Raw genomic sequence first — 21,123 nt, 5'->3', positions numbered from 1 at the left:
AGCGATATGTACAGTGTACTTGCGATTATGCCACCATGCCCCAGTACTCCATGTAAGGCGGCATGACACCGTTCCAATCGCGCGTCACGCCCGGGCAGGGCTGCGCGTCCACTTGTCTGATGATGCTATCGTTCCTGTCGCTACGGAACGAACGCCGCCACAGGAACCACGTCAGATAGCCTTGCAGATGCTTCGTGCTCACGCCCCTGAATCCGTGGAGGAAGCCGTCGAGGTTCGAGTGGAGCGCATTGATCCGGTTGATGCGATGCGATTCCGCGTCCACCTGCTCGAAGACCGCGCCCAGCGCCTTCATCGCGCCGGGGTAGGCGGCGGCTTCGTCCGCCGTCACATGGGCGCCACGTCCGATTCGTCCGGCGAGCGATTCGATGGCACGTCGTTTGGAGATGACGCCGCGTCCGCTCAATACGGCGAACGCCGTGTCCGAATCGGCGATGCCGGTCATCACGCAGATCTGTTCCTTGCTGAGTCCACGCCTGCGCAGGGAGCCTCCGCGATGACGTGCGGGTCGCGGCAACATGAACCTGCCCTTCGTGTGGTTGCCCTTGAAGCTCTCTCGCAGGTATGTCTCGTCCAACTGGACGGACGAACCCGCCCCGGCCGCGAACTTCGGCAGGTACCGTTCGAGGCACTTCAGCAAACGGCGACGCATGAGCCACGCGGTACGCAACGACACCTCGCACCGGACCGCGCAATCACGCAACGGAAGGCAGTCCACGAAGCACTCCACGTACATCATCCACTTGGCGACCGGCAGCTTCGACCGGCCGATCAGCGTATCCCGCGTGTTCGAGAACGTACGCTTGCAGTCCTTGCACTGCCAACGCTGCGAGCCGTCCGAATTATGCCCCTTCTTGATGATGGAGACGGAACCGCAGCGTGGGCACGCCAAATCGTCGTCACGGTCGGTGATGGTCTCATAGGCGTCTTCATAGAGGACTTCGCGCAGTTCGCGCACCGCGTTCTCGCGTTCGACCGGGCTCATGCCCTTGAGTTGTCTGCGTACCGCGTCCGCGAGCCTCATCGCTCTCACCTCCAATACTGTAATCTCAGTGTAACTACAGTATTGGACATGTGATCCACATTCACGTCAATTCTGGTTTAACAGAGCCATTATTTTCGCTTTAGCGGTTTCTGATAGCCGTGGAAGAGGCAGATTGTTCCAAACGATAGTGTTACTGAAACGACAGTCAGATTTGATTCGTCCTCCAACGGCTTTCTGCCATGCCATGAACATGCGGGATTCGATAATCGAAAAAGCAAAGCCATCCTCGTCTTCCGCGAGGAAGCATGAATTCCCTAGAATCACATCTGGGGTAAACCTATCGCATGTTGCGTAAGTTCGACGTCCGGAAAAATGACACGGAATAGCCAGGTAAGAGACGTCCGGCTGTCGGTCCTCGGTGAACAGCTGAGGTGTTCTCGATGCTTCTTGCGTCTGTCGTTTAGTGCTGGCAAGCCGGAATTCCTTAATCTGATCCAGTCTCGTTCGAATGAGTTTTGAAGACATCATGTCCGATGCGGATGCAGCTTTAAGCCAGAGACACCATCGGTTATCTCCGTTGATTAATTCGCGTGCCCCGATAAACTTTCTCACATATTTTTGAGCTACCGCATCATTAATTTCCTGGTCATCAAGAGAGAATCCTCCTCCGTCAGTTGGTTTGGACCCATATACAACTTCTGGTAAGTCAGGAGACAAAGGCGTGGTCCTTTTCTCCACGAAAGCTTCTGGCCCATCGATTAGATAACCGTTGATATGCGAGGGAGATGTTTTAATCGGGTCTCCGTCGATGTTCGGATACTCAAACAGTACATGCCTGTTTGAGCCGGTAGTGTCGCGTCCCATTCCGATAATCACAACATGGACATGCGCATTATCTGTTGATTGCGCATCCCACGCGAAGGTCCGATGTGCAAAGCTAATTTGCCATCCATCCGCGATGAGCGGCTTGAAGAGACTCGATACAGGCTGACCTTGGGTAATGCTGTTCGTGGAAACGAGCGCGAAAGAGGAAGAGTCTTTGATCAGATATCTGCTGGTTTTACGGAACCATCCGGTCACATAGTCAAGATAACCGTCGTAGTTCTTTCCCCATACTTCCTTCATATCTTTTTTCTGGCTATCGCTCATAAGGTATTGGCCGATGAAGGGTGGGTTGCCCATGACGTAATCGCACTGGTCACCAGGGAGAATTTCGTTCCAGTCGAGTTGGAGAGCATTGCCTTGTACGATGTGTGCCGTGTCGGTGAATGGGAGACGTGGCAGACCGGAAATAGTCGACTCGGTATCGTCCAGTGCTTGTTGTTCTGCGATCCAGAGTGCGGTTCTGGCGACGGCGCATGCGAAGTTGTTGATTTCGATGCCGTAGAAGTGGTCGATTGACACTTTTACGGGGTTGTAGTCGCCGTCGAGGTCGAGGGTGAGTTGGCCGTCATTGTTGAGGTCGGTGAGGATGCGGTTCTCGATGCGACGCAATTGGAGGAACGTTTCTGTAAGGAAATTTCCGGATCCGCATGCGGGGTCCAGGAACCGGAGACCGGCGATTTTGTCGTGTAGCCGGTCGAGTGCTTTCTTACGTGCGCCGCCGGCGATGCTCAGGGATTCGGCTTTCTGGAGTTCCTCGTTGAGTTCGTCTAGGAACAATGGGTCGATGACACGGTGGATGTTCTTCACGCTCGTGTAGTGCATGCCGCCTTTTCGACGTTCATCATGCGACAGTGTTTCCTCCATGAGCGAGCCGAAGATGACCGGGCTGATGCCGGACCAGTCGAATCCTTCACTGATATCCAACAGTGCGGTATACAGTTCCTCGGTTAATGGTGGCACGTCGATGGTTTCGGCGAACAGGCCGCCATCCACATACGGGAATGATGCAAGTCGAGGGGAGAGGTAGCGGCGGCGTTCCTCGACCGGAGTATCCAAGACTTTGAACAGGTCGAAAAGGTCCTCGTTCAACCGGTCATACGAGGTTCCAGCCACATAATCCCTCAAGGCGTCCGCCTTGAACAATCCCGCATCCTCCGCATACAGGCAGAACACGAGACGGACCGTGATCATAGCCAACGCATCATGGTCTACCGGATCATCCGGGTTCGGGAAGCATTTCGCCAACCCATCATGCAGGCGGGCGACTCGTTGGCCGGCTTCGACGGATAGTTTCTCCTGTTGGACGACGCGGGAGTGTTCGTGTGTGAACAGGCGGGCAATCTCACTGATGTGCGCGGGGAGATCCTGCAACGCGAATTCCGACTGTGGTTTGCTTGCGATCGGGTCAGTCTCCAAATCGTAGAGGCGGAACGTATTGAAGTTACAGGTGATGATCACGCCCGGCTTCTCCGACGGTGGGAGAGCGTTCGCGTAATCCAACGCCTGTTGGACCGGTGTCTTCTGGGTTTTCTGCCGTTCCTCCGGCTTGTCCAAGTCGATGTTGCCGCTCTTCTGCTCGACCAGTACTCGCGCCTTGATCATCAATGCGTCGATATATCCGGAGAGGGCGGTGCGCCGTTCGAACCAGAGCGTCTGCCGATCCGACGTGTTCTCGACCAGGAGAACATGGTCGAGCATATCCCGCCAGAACTGTTGGGTCTCGGATTTCTCATCTCCTCGCCCAGCCCAGATTTGGGCGAACGTGCGGGCGCGTTCCTTCAATGGTTGGCTGTCATCATAGGTCACGGTCATTGCGGTTACTCCTTTAATCTTCTTTGATCATTTGGCACTGAGCTTCATAGCGACGAGACGGTTGAGGCTCACGCCCTGTTCGGCAGCCTCCACGACGAGACGCCGATGCTGCTCCGGTGGAATACGAACCATGAACCTGCCTGAATAGAATCGCTCCGCCAACGGTTCCGGGACGGTCTCACCTCGCGCTTCCATGTCGGCTACGGCTTCGCATACGACTCGTTGGATACCCGAGAGGGCTCTCGTGGGAGAGTCGTCAAGCCAGCTGAGTCCGGGGATTTCCAAGCATGTGCCCTTGTATTCGTGGTCTTCGTTGGACCATTGGATTCGGTAGGAGTAGTGGTTGAGGGTGTTGATATCGACCATGTGGGACGCCTCTATTTCTACTGTTGCTGAACTGCGTTTACCTACAATGGTATCAGTAGCGATGCTACTGCGGCGTCATGAAACAAAATCGATGTTGAGTATAATACTCGCGAGTTTGACTTCCTTCCCACGGCTGAAGCCGGGGGATTCCCTGTCTCGCGATAGGGATCTTCCTGTTTTGATTGTCCGGGATTACTCGACCGTCACCGTATGGTGGCGGTTTGGAGTCTCGGGTCTCCGCAGGCGATGACCGCCAGTCCGGCGGCCAGAATGTTTTTGGCGGCGTTCACGTCACGGTCGTGGCGTGTGCCGCAGTACGGGCATTCCCATTCACGAATGTCCAATGGTTTCTTCCCGGTGTTCCTCCCGCACGTGGAGCAGATCTGGCTCGACGGGTAATACCGGTCGATGATCACGAGCTGACGCCCGTACCATCTCGCCTTGTATTCGAGCATCATGCGGAATTCACGCCATCCGGCGTCCATGATGCTCTTGTTCAGCCCGCTCTTCGCCGACTGTCCGTTGGGAAGATATTGTCCGGGATGGTCCGGGTCGGGTTTCGGCGCGCACGTTCTGGACATGTTCGATACTGCGAGGTCTTCGAGGACGATCGTTTGGTTTTCACGGATCAGCCTCGTGGACAGCTTGTGCAGGAAATCGGTTCTCATGTCCCTGACATGTGCGTACGCGCGTGCGACCTTCAACCGGGCCTTCCGGTAGTTGTTCGATCCTTTCTGCTTGCGCGACAACTCCTGCTGCGCGCGGGCGAGTCTCGTTTCGGCGTTCCGGTACCAGCGTGGATTGGTGATCTTCTCTCCGTTGGACAGGATGCAAAGCGATTCCAAGCCAAGGTCAGCGCCGACCTGACCGGTGGTGTCAGGCAGGGTCTCGACCTCGTCCTCGACGAGGATGCTCACATGCCAACGCTGTGCAGCGTCCAATGATACGGTCACCGTGCTCGGCTTCGCATGGCGGGGCAGCGTGCGTGACCAGCGGATCGGCAGCGGGTCGCGCATCTTCGCCAACGTCAGGGACCGGCTCTTCCAATCCCATGTGAACGCGGACGAGACGAACGACGCGGAACCGCCCGATGTTTTCTTCTTGAACACGGGGTAGTCGCCCGTCTTTGCGAAGAAGTTCTTGAACCCAGTCTGCAGGTGTCTGAGCGCCTGTTGCAGCGGGACGCTGGACACGTCGTTGAGATACGAATACTCGTCCAGTTTCTTCCAACCGGTCAGCATGGCGGACGTGTCATCATAGGTCACGCGCTCCTTGCGTTCCGTCCAAGCCTCCGTGCGGGCGGCCAACGCCATGTTATACACCTTGCGGCAGCATCCGACCGTGCACCGCAGCAGATGCTCCTGCTCCGGCGTGGGATAGAAACGGAACCGGTAGGCCCGTTTGACGGTCTGGATACTCATGGAAACCATTATATCACATGTTTACAGAATTGAAGCGGAATTGTAAGATAACGGGACACCTTATATCCCCACGGCTAAAGCCGGGGGTCTTACGACGCCTTTAGATAAAACCTTGTACGTGGATCCCCTGAACAAGCTGAGATTTTTACCCATATAAAAAGCAGGGGAATTCTTTCTTGTCTCTCATTCCTCGTTTCCCAATCCAATAGAATCATTGCCGTCTACGGTCGGCGGCTTTTCTGTTCCTCCGGCCAATCCTGGGAATGCTTTGGAAGGAGGAGGTCGGCTCCTTATATATAAGGAGCCGACCGAACTGGTATGAATGGGACTGATCAGTTGACCACTACGACCACGAGTACTGCGAATGATACGTTGTCGGTGTTTATGAGTTGGATTCTGACGCCGACTGGCGCGGTGTTGATGCTGTTGCTGATTTTTATTGGTGGCGGCAGTGTGGTGATGAAGATTTTGGGTCGTTCGGTGCGCGTCTTGTCGATTGCCGGGAAGATCGTTTGCGTGTTGTTCTTTGTCTGGGTGATTGGTGGCGTGTTGGAGGCGTTTGGTATTCCGGTGAGGGAGACGTTGGCGACGATTGGCGGGTATTTGCCGATGTTGGTGGGGAAGTTCCTTGATTTTGTTGCCCGGTTGTTTACGGTTGCGAATAGCTGATAGGGGAGTGGCTTCCGACTCCTTATATATAAGGTGAGGCGGCTGTTTGGGTTTGGACCTTTTTTACTCTTTAGGTCCGTTCCCTGGCAGCCGCCTCTATTGTCTTCACGCAGGTTACCGTCTGGTTGTGCGTTCGACAGTTGTATAGTGTACTGCATTCTCCGAACAGAATCCACACACCCTCTACTCCCCCACCCCTCGAATCACACAATCCTATAGGGTTGTACAACCCCAACCATTTACCCCACAAAAACTCCAAGCATCGGCGCGTCTAAAACACAAACCGCATACAGTCAGAGCTTATGAGAACACACATCATCGCCATAGCCTGCAAAAAAGGCGGTACCGGCAAAACCACGACAACCATGATGCTGTCAGGGGAGCTCGCCAAACGCGGATACAAGGTCATCGTGTTCGACACCGACAACACCGAAGGCGCGACCATTTGGGATGATTACGTGTACGAGGACGGGAAGAAACTCCCCTATACCGTGGAACCCATGAACCTGCATGGGTTGAACCGGGAACGGTTGATGCAGAAATATCCGGACACGTGGATCATGATCGACACTCCCGCATCCAGTATGGATGTGATCCAACGGGCCATGGATATCAGTGACGTGACCATCGTACCCACGCAGCCCGGTGTCGCCGATCGACGTCAGGCGGGCATGACATACAACGCGACCGAGAATGCGGTCGTTTTGTTGACCCGTATGAGGCGTGGAACGAAACTGTCCGAGGATGCGATCCACGAATTGGATGGTTCCGAAATCACAAGGTTCGAAACCGTCGTCCATGAGCGTGAAGCGATCCGACGCATGTACGGTACGACCAGCACCGACAACGAGGAGTATGCGTCCGTCGCCGAAGAGCTCATCGAATACGTCAAACAGCTTGATCAAATGCGCGAAAACGGAGAGGAGCAGTAAAAGATCATGGTCAAGAGCGCGTTCACTCACTCGAATAAACGAATTCGTCCGGTCAATGAGGCCACGTATGAGCAGGATGAGACGAAACTCCAGGAGGAGCGGGTCAAGGAACGGCAGGCGACTGTTGATTCCGCGCCGGTGGAGGTCGAGCAGCCTGTAGTGGAGCAGCCGGTCCAGCAGGCTCCCGTAGTGGCGCCTGTGGTGGAGGAGACTCCAGCCACTCCTATTAATACTGTGCAGGCAGAGACTGTAGCCCCGGTTCTGACGGAGGCCGCTCAGTCTGTTGCTCCTGTGCAGGCTGCTCCGGTCGTCCAGTCGGCTCCAGTCCAGTCTCCGTCTGACATGCTGTTCACCCCGACCACGGGTCAACCGTCGCAGCCCGTCCAGCCGGCGCAACCGGTGGAACAGCCGTTGCAGGCTTCCGTCCAGCAGGCTCCGGTCCAGGCCGTCGCTGCGGTTCAGCAGCAGGTGACCGTGCCCGCGCCGGTGGAAGGCCAGCCCGGTAGTGGTCTGCCCGTCATTCATGATGAGGATGGCGCGTACGTGCGTGAAGACCAGTTGCCGCGTCGTATCACCGGCCGTGTCGATGAGGAGACGTTCCGCGCGTTGAAGAACCTTTCGATTGACTTGGACAAGCCGACCTGGCTGATCATGGCCGCCATCATGCGCGACGCACTGGTCGAGAACCGAGTGTTCGAGAATTCGCATGTTCCGAAGTATCGGAAGAACCGTTTCACCGGCCCACGCTACTGAAAATCAGCTGATCCGCGCAAGCGAATAAACCCGTTCACCCTTGTAGGGGGTGGGCGGGTTTTTCAATTTCCCCTCCAAAACCCGCCACCTCAAAGCCATAAAAACCCAATAAAACCGCGGCATCCTGACAAAACCCAAGCAAACCGCTGACCAAAACCTTCCAAGAACCCAAACAAGAACCCACACTTGACCCCAAAACACACACCACTATATTGAGGCGCTGTTGGGAAAAGCCCATCTCATGAAGGAAGGAGCGGGATGGCCGCAATCAAAAGCCAATGCACGGTCATCGGGGATCTACTCGATACACCCGTGTACAGACCCGCACGAAACGGAAGAGGAGCCAGACTCACCGCAGTCATCATCAACACTCCCCGCCGATTCGACACCAACCTCCAAAAATGGACTCCAATCCCAGGCGCGGAACCAGTCCGCATCATCATCCAACTCGACGGGAAAACCGCCGACGCAATCCAACGAAGCATTGAACTGGACATGCTGAAAGTCGGTACTCCTGTCATGGTTTGCGGGCGCGTGGACGATCGTCCCCATGTTCGCGAATACGACGGCACGTTGGAAACCAGTCAGGTCATCCACGCCACCAGTCTGAACCCCGACCTGGTCACCATGATGACGAGGCGAGGCTGTTAGAAGACCACGATGATTGGTCTCACCAATTTTTCCTACAAATGAATATTCACTATAGGAAGGAAAACAATCATGCCAATGATTGATAAGCGCATTGCCAAGCGTGTGCTTGCCGGTCTGACCGCTGCCGCTTCACTGGCGGCCGGTGGTGTGATCGCCGGCACTGCGATGGCTGCCGATACCGCCATTGCCCCGGATAAGGCTAAGGATGGCACTATCAAGCTGCTTGCTACGAACGATAAGGCGTTCGACGGCAAGACCGCTACCCTGCAGGCTATTCCACTGGCCACTTATGATGGCGGCACCACGAACGGTACGAACCTGACCGGCATTTCCGTGACCACGAACGCGGATTACAAGGACGCCATCACCGCTGCCCTCGGCGACGCCGGCGTGAAGATCACTTACGCTGACAACCCGGTTTACGACGTGATGCAGATCACCGGCGATACCGCCGACACCATCCCGTCCTACTCTTCCGCGCTGCGTAAGTTCGCCACCTCTCTGAATACTCAGAAGGCCATCAAGGACGCCACGGGCACTCCGGGTACCGTGAACGCGACCAACAAGAAGGAATTCGACTTCACCGGCCTCACCCCAGGCTACTACCTGATCCGTGATACCACCCCGAAGGGTCACACCGGCGCTATCCCGATGATCGTCGGCACCACGCTCGGCGGCCAGTCCTTCGCTGGCAGCGAGCTCGGCACCGTCGTCTACAAGTCCATCGACGACGACAACACCGGTAAGACCGAGAAGCCGGATCCAACCAACCCGGACAAGGGTGGCAACATCACTCCGCCAGCCAAGGACTTCGAGAACTCCGACACGGCTCACAAGGTCGGCGACTACCTGAAGTACACCGTCACCCAGAAGGTGCCGAACACCACTGGCTACCCAGGCTACCGTCTGAACCTGCGCGATACGCTCGGCGCCTCTCTTGACTATGTCAACGACGCTACTCACGCCACCACGATCACCGTGAACGGTAAGGCTCTGGATGCCTCCCTGTACAAGTTCACCCAGTCCGACACCTCCACCACCTCCAAGGATGGTCGTGTCCTGACTTGGGAATTCGGTGCCGCTGACACCTACACTCCAGAGGGTGGCACTGCCATGGACGTGCGCAACATTCTCAAGGATGACGCCACCAAGGCCATCTTCACTCCTGGCGCTACTATTACGGTGACCTATTACGGTCAGATTAACGAACAAGTCACCGTCAAGGATGGCCTGAAGAACATCATCGCCACCGACTACTCCAACAACCCGAACGCTTGGGGTGACCAGCTGGGCACCATCGAAGGCGGTAAGGACGGAGACAAGGACAACCCGTCCGAGGCTCACGTCGGTGAGGTGACCCTGACCGCCGTGGATAAGGACAAGAATCCTCTGACCTCTGACGCCAGCTTCCAGATCTTCCAGGGTGCAGACAAGACCCCACAGAAGTTCGTGAAGGTTGACGACCAGCACTACACGCTGTCAAAGGACGGCACTGGCACTGATACCATCGTGGTTCCCGCCGGCAAGAACGTTACCATCAACGGTATCGCCGGCAACTACCATGTGAGCCAGGTGGCCCCGTTCCCGACCGGCTTCTCCGCTAGCCTCGGCGCTGACTTCTACTTCAACGCTACCGCTACCCAGAACGCTGACAAGACCTGGACCAAGAACTCCACCCTGGTCAACGACACCACCAACAAGAACGGTCTCGCCTACCAGAACGGTCCTACCGGCATCGGCATCATGCAGGTTAAGAACCTCAGCCAGCTGCCTGCCACCGGTTCCACCATGCAGGTGATTCTCGGCGCCATGGCTGCCATTGTGGCCGCCGGTGTGGCTGTCTCCGCCGTCAAGGCCAAGCAGTCCCAGCGCATCTGAGCTCCAACCAATCAGTTAAGAAACTAATCCTTAACTGATTTCTGAGCGCCCCTATCTGGGCTAAAACCCCGGTAGGGGCGCTCCCTTCTAAACTGTGGTATCCAAATAAGGATGGGAATCATGGACGGACGAGTCATAGCTCGACACAAGCCACTACCAGGCCAAAAAACATACAGCCAACGCAGCCTCCTCAAAAAAAGATGGGCATGGAGCTGGCTCACAGTATTCCTATTCTTTGTAGCTGTCAGTCTCGCGCTGGCAAGCCCACTCGCGCAACTCTACAACGCCGACAAACTCGCAAAACAAAGCGCCACAGCCGCACTCGCCACTGATGACGAGAAGGCGGAAATGAAGAAGGCTCATGCCTATAACCGGAAACTGGTTGAGGATGGGCAGAGGGTCCTGGGAGATGCGGTCGATCCATTCACCCAGGACAAGGATCAGATTCCGATCAGTCAGAAAGACAGGACCTATAACAGCATTCTTGATACCGACGGCAACGGTGTTATGGCCAGCATCAGTATTCCAAGCATCAGCGTCAAACTGCCTATCTACCACGGAACCAGCCTCGCGACCTTGGATAAAGGTGCAGGACACATGTACGGAACCAGTCTCCCAGTCGGAGGAAAAGATACGCTGTCGGTAATCAGTGCCCATACCGGAAGTCCTAAAGCCTTGTTCTTCACCCATTTGGATGAAATGAGAAAAGGCGACACCTTCTATATTCACGTTGCAGGACAAACCCTCGCCTACAAGGTCGACCAGATTGACGTGATCCTCCCAGATGATTTCAGCAAGCTGACAATCCGTAAGGGGGAGGACAGAGTCACTTTGATGACCTGCACCCCATATGGTCGAAACACGCACAGACTCCTCGTATCAGGCATCAGAGCCCAAATGCCAGACGTTGCACCATATGAAAAGGACGTCCAGGCACGAAGCACATTCGACTGGGAAAAGGACTGGAGTATCGCGGCCGCCGCCGCCGGAACCCCGGTATTCCTTGACTATTTCGCTTGGATGATGCACCAATGCCGTCGTGAATTCCGTCTCCTCCCGGGCCGTCGTCTCCACAAGCGTGCAGCGAAGTAGAACGATTCGCATTAAAATAGTCTTCCGGGAATAAGCCTGCCGTAGAAACGGTTTATCAGGCCGGAACCCCAGACTCGTCTAACGCCCGGCCCTCCCCAGGAGGATTGCACAGCAGTCCTATCTAGGAGAGGAAAAACGGGACAATGAAACACGGTTTCAAAACCCTTACGGCCATCATCGCAGGCACGGCGACGCTGTTTGCGGCGGGTGTCCCCGCAGCGATGGCCGATGACACCCCAACATTGGGTGTGCCTATACATTCTCGTCAGGTCAAAGCTACATCCACTGAAGGCGTGTATGCCATGACCTACGAACTGCAAGGTAAGAGCCTGCCTTCAGTGGTGCATCTGGGAGGCGATGTCATTGTCGCATACGATTCCAGTGGCTCCATGGGCGCTTTGGCCGATACGGTAAAGAAGGCCAGTTCCGATCTGGCGAGCAAGAGTCTTGCTGATCCGAACAGCACTCTTCCGGAAGAGCAGCAGAACAAGGTTGCGTTCACCTCAATGTATGACTCCTATTCATCTGTAGGAGGCGATCATGCGTTGAAGAATACCGGCTCGTATTGGAACAACAAAGCCAGTACCTTCAAAGCCAATGTCGGTTCATACTCTTATTCCTGCGTGGACTGCGATGCTCTCGGCTCAACCTTCAAATACATCAAGCAAATCGCAGACACGGCCAGAACGAAAACCGCTACACGTGATGTGATGATCATTACCGATGGTGGCAGTACGGATGAGCCTTCAACAGGTCTCGATGCTGCGAAAGCCATGGGCGCGCCTACAGATGGTTCCACTCCATGGCGCTTCCATCTAGTTCAAGTCGGCTCAGGTAGCGGAACAAAACTGCCAGCCACATTGGAGATGCTGAAGAAGGCAGGAATCCAAGCAGACCTGACCGACGAAGACGGTATGTCCAAACTGTTCGACGAAATCGGCAAGGAACAGGCCACAAGTTGGCGCGTCGCCAATACAAGCATCGTGGACGAATTCGGCCCCTATGTCGATCCAACCGATGTATCTGAAGCGAAGGTCACCTGTACCGATAGGGACAATGTCGACCCCGGTGAAGATGCCACAGGATGTTCAAAAGCCCCGAAAGCCGAAGAAGTTAAGACGACTTGGGATGACAGCAGCCGTACTCTGAAGATTGCCTGGCCATCCAAGGGAGAAATCGGAGCCAAGGCCATCTACAAGGTGACGGTCAACGTCAAAGTCAATGCCGATGGAATCAAGCATTACGAGGATTCCGGGTACAAGTATGACGGAGACAAGGGCGACGAGGACACCGGTGCTATCTCTGCTGGCAAAGAAGGTTACAAGGTTAGCAAGGACAAGGCAATCCTCAATTACGAGTTCTTCCGTAACGGCGAAAGCATCGATGACAAGAAGACTACGGAATACGCCACCCCTGTCGTCCAAGTCGGAACACTGGAGTCTTCGCTTTCCTATGATGCCAATGGTGGCGAAGGCACCATGGACGATCAGACCGGTGAGCATGCTTCCAGCGTGAAGGCACAGGAAAACGAATTCAAGTGGAAGGGCCACCGGTTCGTCAGCTGGAATACCCAGGCGGATGGTTCCGGAAGCATGGTCAAGCCAGGTGATGACGTCCAACTGAATCAGAAAACCCAAACCCTGTACGCCCAGTGGACCACAATGCCGGCAACTGTCAGCTACGACAAGAACAGTGGGGCGGCCGAAGGAACGACCGATGGCTCGGAAGGACTTGACGGTGACGAAATCGACATCGCCGAGAACGGCTTCACATGGGCTGGCCGCACATTCATGGGTTGGAATACTCAAGCTGACGGCAAGGGTGACTCCTATAAGCCGGGCGACAAGCTGACCATGAAGGAAGGCGATCTGGTCCTCTACGCGCAGTGGAAGGCCAACGGTTCTACCCTGTCCTATCTTCCAGGAACCGATAAGGCCGCCGGGGAAACCCCATCCCAGGAGGGAACGGTTGACGAGGAGGTGAAGGTTGCTGAGAACGGCTTCACCTGGAGCGGCCATACCTTCCTAGGATGGAAACTCGCTGACGCTAGTACCAAGTCCGATAAAAAGGATTCTTCCTCGGATAAGACGGACTCCACGAAGGATGAATCAACTTCCGATGACACTTCATCAGAAGGTAGCGATACTGATTCCAGTGAGAGCAGCGATTCAGGAGATACTTCCTCGGATTCAGCCGATTCCACGGATAAGCCTTCCGCAGACGAATCAGCATCCCATACCAAGGGCACGATTCAACTGATTGACAGCAAATCCACCGATGACACAGGAAAAGACTCCGAGTCCACGGATTCCACAGACGAATCCACCGGTGCATCGAAGGATGACACTGCCACCGACGACTCCAGTAAGAAGGACGACTCCACCTCTGACGATAAGACAGACAAGGACACCACGGACAAGAAAGACGACACTACCGACAAAACAACAACGGATGATGTCGTCGATGACACTACCGACAAGTCCGACAAGGAACTCGCCAAGGAACTCAAACTCATCCTTCCCGAGGACACCCGTAAGTTGACCGTCGAAGGTGAAACCCTCGAAGCCGTCTGGCGTGCCAACAAGTACACCATCAAGTTCGACAAGAACGATGACGCCGCGACCGGTGACATGGACGACCAGTCCATAGAATATGACCAGACAGCGAAGCTCACCGCGAACAAGTACGAGTACGCTCTCCACAATTTCAAGGGATGGAACACCAAGGCGGACGGATCCGGAACCACCTATAAGGATGAGGCCGAAGTCACCAACCTTGTCGACAAGGACAAGGGCGAAATCACCCTCTACGCCCAATGGGAAGCCCAGCCTCTCCCACTCACAGGCGTGGCCATCGGACTGCTTGCCGTCGCCATGGCAATCTTCGGATTCGTTGGCATCAGCATGCTCCTCGTTGAAAGCAAACGCCGTCGCGGCTGACATATGAATGTTGGGCAGGGGAACCTCAGAGGATTCCCTGCCCAACATTCATATGTCAGGACAAAACTTCGAATTCTCTCCCCCACCCGGTAGAAGATAAAAGAAAAAAGAAACACACATAACTAAGCCAAGCTTTGGCCAATGCCGGTATGCTCCTTTACGGTAGCGTTCGTTCGTCGCCGTAAGGCCTGATTGATCTAACGAATTAGAGAAAGCCAGTCTTCCAATTGGAATCGGGCCTTTCTCTAATCGACGCGAAGTTTAGGTGTTTCCTTCTTTTCGGTTGTAGATGCCATCGTTGTGTCAATAATGGCGACGGAAGGTGGAATCGTAGCCGACACGGGATTAGCGGGTTTCTTGTTGGCGTTCATTCCAAGCAAGGTGACGATTCCCTGAAGGACAATGGAAATGATCATAACCCACATGACTACTTTCCTTGACCAACCAAACGGCCATACCCAGCGACCCAACAGTGCGGCAAGAATCGTCAGAACCGTGGTGATGATGAAACTGAAGAACAGTTCGAAGTTGGAATGATTGTATTTTCTCTCTGTGCTTTGTCCTTCCAGCAGGCTGAATGGTTGAAACAGCATGCCGCAGAGACAGCCGAGCCATACAATTCCGCCGAAGATTATGACAAACCAACCTCCGCCAAGCACCCAGTTGATGCCGTCATATACGGACTGTCCGGTGCTCGTTTCAAAGAACATTCCCAATCCAATGAACGGAGCCATTAGCACCAGGAGGATGATGCCGATTACGCACATTGCAGTAAGCATGATTCTTCTCTCTTCCATACAGATATGAGGAAACGGGCTAACCTTTTTCGATTGTACGTCGATTCGATTAGCCCGTTTCTAGGGGATTGGGTTCATGACGCGGTCAAACAGTTTCCACACAGCTAAGGCCTGTGCGAGCTGGAGAAGAGTGTTCGCCGGCCTTACGACCGGGTCACGAACCCAAGTGTTTAATTATGGTCAGTCGTTACGACTAGTGGTGCGACGGGCAACTTCGATGCCGAGGCCGACAGTGAGGACCGCTGCGGATGCGATGATTGCGGCCATCGGGTCAACGCCGGTGTTGGCGAGCTTGGTGATGCTCTTGTCGTCGGCGTTCACCTGGTAGCGGGTGACGGTGTCCGTGGTGTTCGGCTTGGACTGGTTCTGACCGTTAGCCTGGTTGTTCTGGCCCGGAGTGACAATTCCACCGTTGTTGTTGGTGTTGTTATCGCCGTTGGATCCATTGTTGTTGTCGCCAGGCTTATTCGTGTCAGAGCCGTCGCCATTATCACCGGGCTTGTTATCGTTGTCGCCCGGCTTGTTGTTGTCCTCGCCGCCGTTGTCGGAACCGCCGTTATCGCCGGAACCAGGGTTGTTGTTGTCAGAGCCACCATGATCAGGCTTATCCGGAGTGCCCGGGTTCGGGGACGGATCCGGGTGCAGCAGGTGATCAAGGGTATCCTGAGCCTGCTTCAGTGCGGCATTAGCCTCGGTCAGAGCCTTCTGAGCATCCTGAACCGCCTTCAGCAGCACATTCTGGCTGTCAACCACGCCCTGAGCATCAGTGAGCTTAGCCTGCAGTTCGGCCAGCTTGGCGTTGGCGTCAGCAAGAGCCTTGGCCTTGCCTTCAAGCACTTCGCGAGCGGCCTTGATGGCCGGAACCTTGGACGGATCCTTCGCGGTGTTCTCCAGGTCGGTCAGCTTCTGCTGCGCGTCCTGCAGGTTGGTGGAAGCCTGTTCGGCGGCCTTGGTTGCGGTCTCCAGAGTCGTCTTGGCGGTTTCGGCATCGGTTTCCGCATTCAGCAGAGCCTGCTCGGCCTTGTCGAGATCGGTCTTGGCGTCGGCCTGGGCGTTGACCGCGGTCTGGTAGGCTGCGGTCGCGTCGTCGGCCTTCTTGCGGAGATCCTTCAGATTGTTGAGGTTCTCGGTCTCGGTCTTGAGCTCAGCCTGCTTGTCGGATAGGGTCTTGTTGGCCTCATCGAGAGCATTGTTCTTCTCAGTGACAGCCGTGTTCGCGTCCTTCAGCTGCTGATCGAGGTTGTCGGCAGCTTCCTGCTTGACCTTATAGTCGGCCTGCAGTTCGTCAGCCTTCTTCTGAGCCTCGTTGTACTCCTTCTGGAGCCGATCAATCAGCTCCTGGCCGCCTTCCATTGGCGGGGTAGTGGTGCCACCATTCTTGACCGCATCATCGTAAGCCTTCTTGGCCGCGTCGAGAGCAGCCTTCAGCTGAGCCTCAGCCTCCTCGGCGGCCTTCTGCTGAGCGGCAGCGGTGTCGGCTTCCTTCTGCTTGTCAGTAGCGACACCGGCAAGAGTGTCAGCCTCGGTCTGCTTGTCAGCAGCCTTCTTGTCAGCATCCTTCCAAGCATTGATATCGGAGTTTAGACCGTTCTCATACTTGGTGATTCGATCCAGGTATTCCGTTGTGGTATAGATCGTTTCACCGGTCATAAGATTGGCATTGAAGTTCTGGGTAGAGTACGTGTACCCATCCTTGCCGACGCCAAGTCCGAAACCGGTTGTCTTCAAATCCTTGTCGATGATATTCAGATAATGTCCGACGGACTCATACTGAACACCATCATGCTCTTCGCCGTGGTAAATCCACGGACGGTTCTTTAGAATCCAGTTGGAATCAGTCTTGTGAGCCGCCAACTCAGAATCGGTCTTCGCATATTCGTCGAGGTACCCCTTTTCATCTGAATACCAAGCCTTGAACACACTCTCCTGGGTATTGTATCCGTAGGCGATGTTTTCGCCGACGATAAATTCCTTTGGATGGTTGAAACCATTCTCTTGAATAGCCTCATTGTCAGACATGGAGGTTCCCATGAGATAGTCAGAGACCTTCAGCTCGGGAAGCCCGTTGTCCTTGCGAATCTGATTGAAATAGTCGATGTAAGACAAAGACTTCTTCATATTGTCCAGTGAAAAGCTGGTTCCACTCTCCTTGGGGTTGATCCAACCCTTATCAACCCACTCCTTGAAAGTGGCATCCTGATTCACAAGATACTTCGCAGCGTCAGAACCTTCCTGTTCCAGGAATCCGATAGCACCCTTGTCGAGCTGCTTCTGTGCGGTGTCTGCGGCCTGCTTCTTGCCTTCGGCGTCGGCCTTCAGCGTGTCTGCGTCGGCCTTGGCTTGGTCGGCTTCGGCCTTCGCCTTGGTAGCGGCGTCCTTAGCCTCAGTTGCCTTGGTCTTGGCGTCGGCGGCTTCCTTCTGCTTGGCCTCGTAGTCGGCCTGAGCCTTCTCATAGGCGGCCTTCAGATCGGCGAGGGACTGGTTGCCCTTGGCTTCGTCGAGCTTCTTCTTCGCCTCATCGGCCTTGGCCTTCGCATCGTCGGCCGCGGTCTTGGCGTCCTTGGCGTCCTGCTTGGCCTGATCAGCCTTATCCTTCAGATCGGCGGCGGTGTTCTTCGCGTCCGTCAGCTGCTTGTTGGCGGTGTCGGCGACCTTCTGAGCCTCGGTGATATCCTGGTTGAGGGAGTCGACCTTGGTCTGAGCCTTGTCGATGTTCTCCTTCGTGGCACCGGCCTTGTCGGCCGCATCAGTCGCGGCCTCGGCTTCGGTCTTCTTCGCAGCAGTGTCTGCGGTCTTCTCGTCGAGAACCTGCTGCTTGTTGGCCTTATCCTTCTCAGCTTCGGTGACCTTCTGATCGGCGGCCTGCTTATCAGCCTCAGCCTTCGCCTTGTCCGCGTCAGCCTTCGTCTTATCGTTCTCAGCCGTGGTCACATCCTGCTGGGCCTTGTCCAGGGAACCCTGGTCGATGCCGGCATCCTTCAACGCCTGATTGTAATCCGTCTGAGCCTGATCCTTCTCGGCCTGCGCATTATCTACGACCTGCTGCTGGTCCGTGACGGCCTGCTGAGCATCCTGTACGTTCTGCTGAGCCTGATCGATCTCAGACTGGGACGGGGCGGCGGCCTGAGCCTTGTTGAGCTGATCCTGCTTCTCCTGGACGTTCTTCTTCGCCTCGTCGACGGCCTGCTGTGCGTCGGACACGGCGTCACGGGTCGTGTTGACCGGGGTCGGGTCGACCGGTGTAGTGGTCGCCGGGGTGGTGGTGGCTTCGTCGGCCATGGCGGTCGGCGCGAGCATGCCGACTGCGAGGGTGGTTGCGAGGCCGGTGATGATGGCCTTGCGCTTGTTGTTGTTCTCCATTGGAGATCCTTTCGCTGTGTGGTGGTGTCGCCCTTGGTGGGCTCCTGTTACCTATAAAGCTAGTGGGATTCCACTAAAAAGCAAATCTTTCTCAAGTCTTCGGCGTGTCGCGCTTGACAATACAGCAAAGCCTTAAAACCGCGAAACCCCTTATAAAACAAAGGTTTTCACGCCAATCAAACCGGTTTGAAATGCCAACATCAGACGTCCGCACCCAATGCAGAAACCACTAAAAACACAACCACAAACCCAAAAACCGGAAGAAAACCACTAAAACAAGCGTTAAACTAAACAAGAACCACAAGCAAAGGAACCCCAACCATGGCAGCCAAAATCCCCACCAGCATCAACATCGACCGCGACCTACGCGACCAAGCCACCGAAATCTTCAACGAACTCGGCATCAGCTTCAGCCAAGCCGTCACCATATTCTGCCGCGCAACCGTACGCGAAAACGGCCTACCATTCGACATGACCATACGCAGACCCAAACGGCATCGCGACGAATACGAGGACGACGACGAATAAGGGGTAGGGGATTGGGGTTCCCTATTGAATTTTTCCGACACATATGCCACTGGATTTCAACAGCGTTGTTGATCAGAGGCCGAATATAAGATAACAAGAATCGTTATCAATAAGTGTAGAAATTAGAAACGGACGTCACCGTTGACGCCACAGCACGCAATCACTCAGTCAACGCGGCGACATCGTGCAACATCGCCTTGCTCCAACGCCTATTGATCCACCATTTCACGTCGGAATTGTTCTTCCGCTCGTTGATCAGAGCATTCGCCTTATCCAGAATCTCCTGGCTTGCACCATCGTCAACAAGCTTCTGCAGGTCGGCGACATTCGCCGAAATAAACTTGTACCGAATCGACTCAGCCCAAGCAACCTGCTTCTCCGACCCAACCAGCTTGCAGCAACCGTTCGCCGCACACCATGCGGCAGCCTTCGTGGCTTCCGCGGCACGCTCCTCGGGAGTCGCAGAGTACTCTGCGGCGTGCCTTTCCTTAAAAGCACAGGACGGGCAGTTCTTGTTCAGGTAGTAGGCGAGGCCTTCTTCGAGATTGTCGAGATCAACCTTCCTCGGCCTGATATGCCCACATTTGTATGTAACCTCGCGAGTTTCCTTCATCGTTTGTCTCCTTCGTCCCGATGTTGGCGTTGTTGGTTTAAACGATAGGCACGAGGGTTTTTGGTCGATGCAAAATCTGTGGCGTGTCGCCATTTTATAGATAATGGAAACCATTATTGATTAGGCGTCGACACCGACCCATCACCGAACAAATGCTCCCACAACAAGCCGCCAGCCGACTCAGCCGACAACAAGCCATCACGGAAACCATCAACAATCAGATTCGACCGACTGGCACGCGCATCCCAATCAATTTCACGCAGCCGGTCGATTTCAGTATCCGTATGGCCGCGGATAATCTCCAAATCACTGACATTCTCGGTCATTAAACCATCTGCATCCTGTAAGAGAACCTCAGTCGCAGAACCATCCAATTCTGCGAGTAGACCAGTCAGGGAGCCATCCTCGTTCAAGCGGACTTCGCCTATCTCGGGGACACCATCAATCGTGAACCGAGCCAACTGCAGTGTTTCATCCTCATCCATGTTTCCCCCAATCGTTGGATCGAGCATATCTAATGGGGATTGCGGGAACGTCGATGATTGTTAACGCATGCAAGGCAAGGACGGTCGCATGCAAATCAGGTCTTGGAAAACCATCAAAATAATGCCGGCTGATATGGCTGTAAATATGCTCTCTTGTAAGGAGAATCCTATATGAGTCGTTTAAGAGAAATGTTGCGGGGGGGGGGCTTAAGTTCCTCTCTATAATTTTTGCGGTCACCATGTGTTTGGGATGCTTATATACAATACTGGCGGCACGACAAGCGGAGGCTGCGGATGATTCGTATAACCTGTACTACGCATATTCAGAATCCGAGATTAAACAATATCCTGCAGGCACATTTAAAAGAGTGGGGTATTTCACGCGAGCAGCCGCAAACTCAGGACTGTATTATAAACCGTGCGCCGTATCTAGCATAGGCAACGTTTTTCAATTTGACAATGGTGCAACTGGTGAAATAAAGAAATCGTCAGAAAATGCCGATGCTTGTTATACGGATCCCAACATATTAAATTCTCGTGAAATCACTTTTCATTCAGCTAGATGGAGTGGATTGATTTACGAAAAAGAAGCGCTTTCGATTGATGAGACAGGCCAACTATGGGTGATGCCCATACGAGATGGCTCTACAACCCATAATTTGGTTGCAGAGCCAATTATGTCCGATGTAACTTTTACAACCGCATCGTCAGGACCAAATAACCGGGAATATGGTGTTCTTCTGTTAGGGAAACCGAAGAACACTCAGGCAGCTTATCAAGCCCAAATGCCTACTACGGGAGCTCCGACCGGTTTAACTCAGGTTGGCTTAGCTTCAGCTGTCATCTGTCTGCTCGGTATTGGATTCTTGTTTAGGAGAAATCTATCCATCTAATATAGGTCGACTTATGGGCCTCCCAAATAGTTTGGAGGGGCCCATA

General features: G+C 54.6%; 17 protein-coding genes. 9 read left to right on the top strand and 8 right to left on the bottom strand.

Translation table 11 applies throughout. The annotated features are described in order from the left end of the window. Positions 1–25: 25 nt before the first annotated feature. The 4 genes from DF196_RS02075 to DF196_RS02060 all read right to left on the bottom strand — a co-directional run bounded on the left by DF196_RS02075 (position 26) and on the right by DF196_RS02060 (position 5,487). Positions 26–1,042, bottom strand: coding sequence for an IS1595 family transposase (locus DF196_RS02075; protein ID WP_241519547.1), 1,017 nt, complete (start codon positions 1,040–1,042; stop codon positions 26–28). Between the two features lie 66 nt (positions 1,043–1,108). Further along, complete coding sequence (locus tag DF196_RS02070) at positions 1,109–3,700, bottom strand: DNA methyltransferase (protein WP_241519543.1); 2,592 nt, start codon at positions 3,698–3,700, stop codon at positions 1,109–1,111. A gap of 27 nt (positions 3,701–3,727) precedes the next feature. Then, entirely contained in the window at positions 3,728–4,066 is a 339-nt protein-coding gene (locus DF196_RS02065; protein ID WP_109056281.1) for a type II toxin-antitoxin system HicB family antitoxin, read from the bottom strand. A gap of 203 nt (positions 4,067–4,269) precedes the next feature. Further along, positions 4,270–5,487, bottom strand: coding sequence for an RNA-guided endonuclease InsQ/TnpB family protein (locus DF196_RS02060; RefSeq protein ID WP_109056280.1), 1,218 nt, complete (start codon positions 5,485–5,487; stop codon positions 4,270–4,272). 318 nt (positions 5,488–5,805) lie between these two features. On the opposite strand from DF196_RS02060, the gene DF196_RS02055 reads away from it, so the two are divergent. The 7 genes from DF196_RS02055 to DF196_RS02025 all read left to right on the top strand — a co-directional run bounded on the left by DF196_RS02055 (position 5,806) and on the right by DF196_RS02025 (position 14,401). Beyond that, positions 5,806–6,156 (top strand): hypothetical protein, encoded by a 351-nt coding sequence (locus DF196_RS02055; protein WP_109056279.1) that lies wholly within the window; start codon positions 5,806–5,808, stop codon positions 6,154–6,156. Positions 6,157–6,458: 302 nt separating this feature from the next. Continuing rightward, on the top strand, positions 6,459–7,088 hold the full coding sequence (locus tag DF196_RS02050; protein WP_109056278.1) for an AAA family ATPase: 630 nt from the start codon (positions 6,459–6,461) through the stop codon (positions 7,086–7,088). A 6-nt stretch (positions 7,089–7,094) separates the two neighbouring features. Continuing rightward, on the top strand, positions 7,095–7,841 hold the full coding sequence (locus DF196_RS02045; RefSeq protein ID WP_109056277.1) for a hypothetical protein: 747 nt from the start codon (positions 7,095–7,097) through the stop codon (positions 7,839–7,841). Between the two features lie 258 nt (positions 7,842–8,099). Then, entirely contained in the window at positions 8,100–8,492 is a 393-nt protein-coding gene (locus tag DF196_RS02040; protein WP_109056276.1) for a hypothetical protein, read from the top strand. A gap of 69 nt (positions 8,493–8,561) precedes the next feature. Continuing rightward, complete coding sequence (locus tag DF196_RS02035; RefSeq protein ID WP_109056275.1) at positions 8,562–10,370, top strand: isopeptide-forming domain-containing fimbrial protein; 1,809 nt, start codon at positions 8,562–8,564, stop codon at positions 10,368–10,370. A 120-nt stretch (positions 10,371–10,490) separates the two neighbouring features. Continuing rightward, complete coding sequence (locus DF196_RS02030; protein ID WP_241519542.1) at positions 10,491–11,462, top strand: class C sortase; 972 nt, start codon at positions 10,491–10,493, stop codon at positions 11,460–11,462. A 143-nt stretch (positions 11,463–11,605) separates the two neighbouring features. Then, positions 11,606–14,401 (top strand): InlB B-repeat-containing protein, encoded by a 2,796-nt coding sequence (locus tag DF196_RS02025; RefSeq protein WP_109056273.1) that lies wholly within the window; start codon positions 11,606–11,608, stop codon positions 14,399–14,401. A 245-nt stretch (positions 14,402–14,646) separates the two neighbouring features. Here DF196_RS02025 and DF196_RS02020 read toward each other — a convergent pair whose 3' ends face one another. Continuing rightward, a complete protein-coding gene (locus DF196_RS02020; protein WP_109056272.1) occupies positions 14,647–15,180 on the bottom strand; it encodes a hypothetical protein in 534 nt (177 codons plus the stop codon). Between the two features lie 198 nt (positions 15,181–15,378). After that, positions 15,379–18,558 carry a CAP domain-containing protein gene (locus DF196_RS02015; RefSeq protein ID WP_109056271.1) on the bottom strand — a complete coding sequence of 1,060 codons (3,180 nt, stop codon included), beginning with the start codon at positions 18,556–18,558 and terminating at the stop codon, positions 15,379–15,381. A gap of 321 nt (positions 18,559–18,879) precedes the next feature. Between DF196_RS02015 and DF196_RS02010 the strand changes: the two genes are divergently transcribed. Further along, a complete protein-coding gene (locus tag DF196_RS02010) occupies positions 18,880–19,086 on the top strand; it encodes a type II toxin-antitoxin system RelB/DinJ family antitoxin (RefSeq protein ID WP_109056270.1) in 207 nt (68 codons plus the stop codon). 160 nt (positions 19,087–19,246) lie between these two features. Here the strand turns inward: DF196_RS02010 and DF196_RS02005 are convergent, their stop codons facing one another. Continuing rightward, positions 19,247–19,699, bottom strand: a complete 453-nt coding sequence (locus DF196_RS02005) for a hypothetical protein (protein WP_109056269.1) — start codon at positions 19,697–19,699, stop codon at positions 19,247–19,249. 113 nt (positions 19,700–19,812) lie between these two features. After that, entirely contained in the window at positions 19,813–20,184 is a 372-nt protein-coding gene (locus DF196_RS02000) for a hypothetical protein (RefSeq protein ID WP_109056268.1), read from the bottom strand. A 368-nt stretch (positions 20,185–20,552) separates the two neighbouring features. Here DF196_RS02000 and DF196_RS13210 point away from each other — a divergent pair, with 368 nt between their 5' ends. Then, positions 20,553–21,077: a hypothetical protein gene (locus tag DF196_RS13210; protein WP_158276247.1), complete on the top strand. Its 525-nt coding sequence runs from the start codon at positions 20,553–20,555 to the stop codon at positions 21,075–21,077. The last annotated feature ends 46 nt before the right edge of the window (positions 21,078–21,123 follow it).

This window comes from Bifidobacterium callitrichidarum, from assembly GCF_003129905.1.
Taxonomy (GTDB): Bacteria; Actinomycetota; Actinomycetes; order Actinomycetales; family Bifidobacteriaceae; genus Bifidobacterium; species Bifidobacterium callitrichidarum.
The sequence above is the reverse complement of the archived record's forward strand: the minus strand, read 5'-3'. Positions and strand labels throughout refer to the sequence as shown.

What these genes read in the sequence shown, in the direction of transcription:
- DF196_RS02075 (WP_241519547.1), bottom strand. Translation starts at nt 1,042, where the DNA reads ATGAGGCTCGCGGACGCGGTACGCAGACAACTCAAGGGCATGAGCCCG.
- DF196_RS02070 (WP_241519543.1), bottom strand. Translation starts at nt 3,700, where the DNA reads ATGACCGTGACCTATGATGACAGCCAACCATTGAAGGAACGCGCCCGC.
- DF196_RS02065 (WP_109056281.1), bottom strand. Translation starts at nt 4,066, where the DNA reads ATGGTCGATATCAACACCCTCAACCACTACTCCTACCGAATCCAATGG.
- DF196_RS02060 (WP_109056280.1), bottom strand. Translation starts at nt 5,487, where the DNA reads ATGAGTATCCAGACCGTCAAACGGGCCTACCGGTTCCGTTTCTATCCC.
- DF196_RS02055 (WP_109056279.1), top strand. Translation starts at nt 5,806, where the DNA reads ATGAATGGGACTGATCAGTTGACCACTACGACCACGAGTACTGCGAAT.
- DF196_RS02050 (WP_109056278.1), top strand. Translation starts at nt 6,459, where the DNA reads ATGAGAACACACATCATCGCCATAGCCTGCAAAAAAGGCGGTACCGGC.
- DF196_RS02045 (WP_109056277.1), top strand. Translation starts at nt 7,095, where the DNA reads ATGGTCAAGAGCGCGTTCACTCACTCGAATAAACGAATTCGTCCGGTC.
- DF196_RS02040 (WP_109056276.1), top strand. Translation starts at nt 8,100, where the DNA reads ATGGCCGCAATCAAAAGCCAATGCACGGTCATCGGGGATCTACTCGAT.
- DF196_RS02035 (WP_109056275.1), top strand. Translation starts at nt 8,562, where the DNA reads ATGCCAATGATTGATAAGCGCATTGCCAAGCGTGTGCTTGCCGGTCTG.
- DF196_RS02030 (WP_241519542.1), top strand. Translation starts at nt 10,491, where the DNA reads ATGGACGGACGAGTCATAGCTCGACACAAGCCACTACCAGGCCAAAAA.
- DF196_RS02025 (WP_109056273.1), top strand. Translation starts at nt 11,606, where the DNA reads ATGAAACACGGTTTCAAAACCCTTACGGCCATCATCGCAGGCACGGCG.
- DF196_RS02020 (WP_109056272.1), bottom strand. Translation starts at nt 15,180, where the DNA reads ATGCTTACTGCAATGTGCGTAATCGGCATCATCCTCCTGGTGCTAATG.
- DF196_RS02015 (WP_109056271.1), bottom strand. Translation starts at nt 18,558, where the DNA reads ATGGAGAACAACAACAAGCGCAAGGCCATCATCACCGGCCTCGCAACC.
- DF196_RS02010 (WP_109056270.1), top strand. Translation starts at nt 18,880, where the DNA reads ATGGCAGCCAAAATCCCCACCAGCATCAACATCGACCGCGACCTACGC.
- DF196_RS02005 (WP_109056269.1), bottom strand. Translation starts at nt 19,699, where the DNA reads ATGAAGGAAACTCGCGAGGTTACATACAAATGTGGGCATATCAGGCCG.
- DF196_RS02000 (WP_109056268.1), bottom strand. Translation starts at nt 20,184, where the DNA reads ATGGATGAGGATGAAACACTGCAGTTGGCTCGGTTCACGATTGATGGT.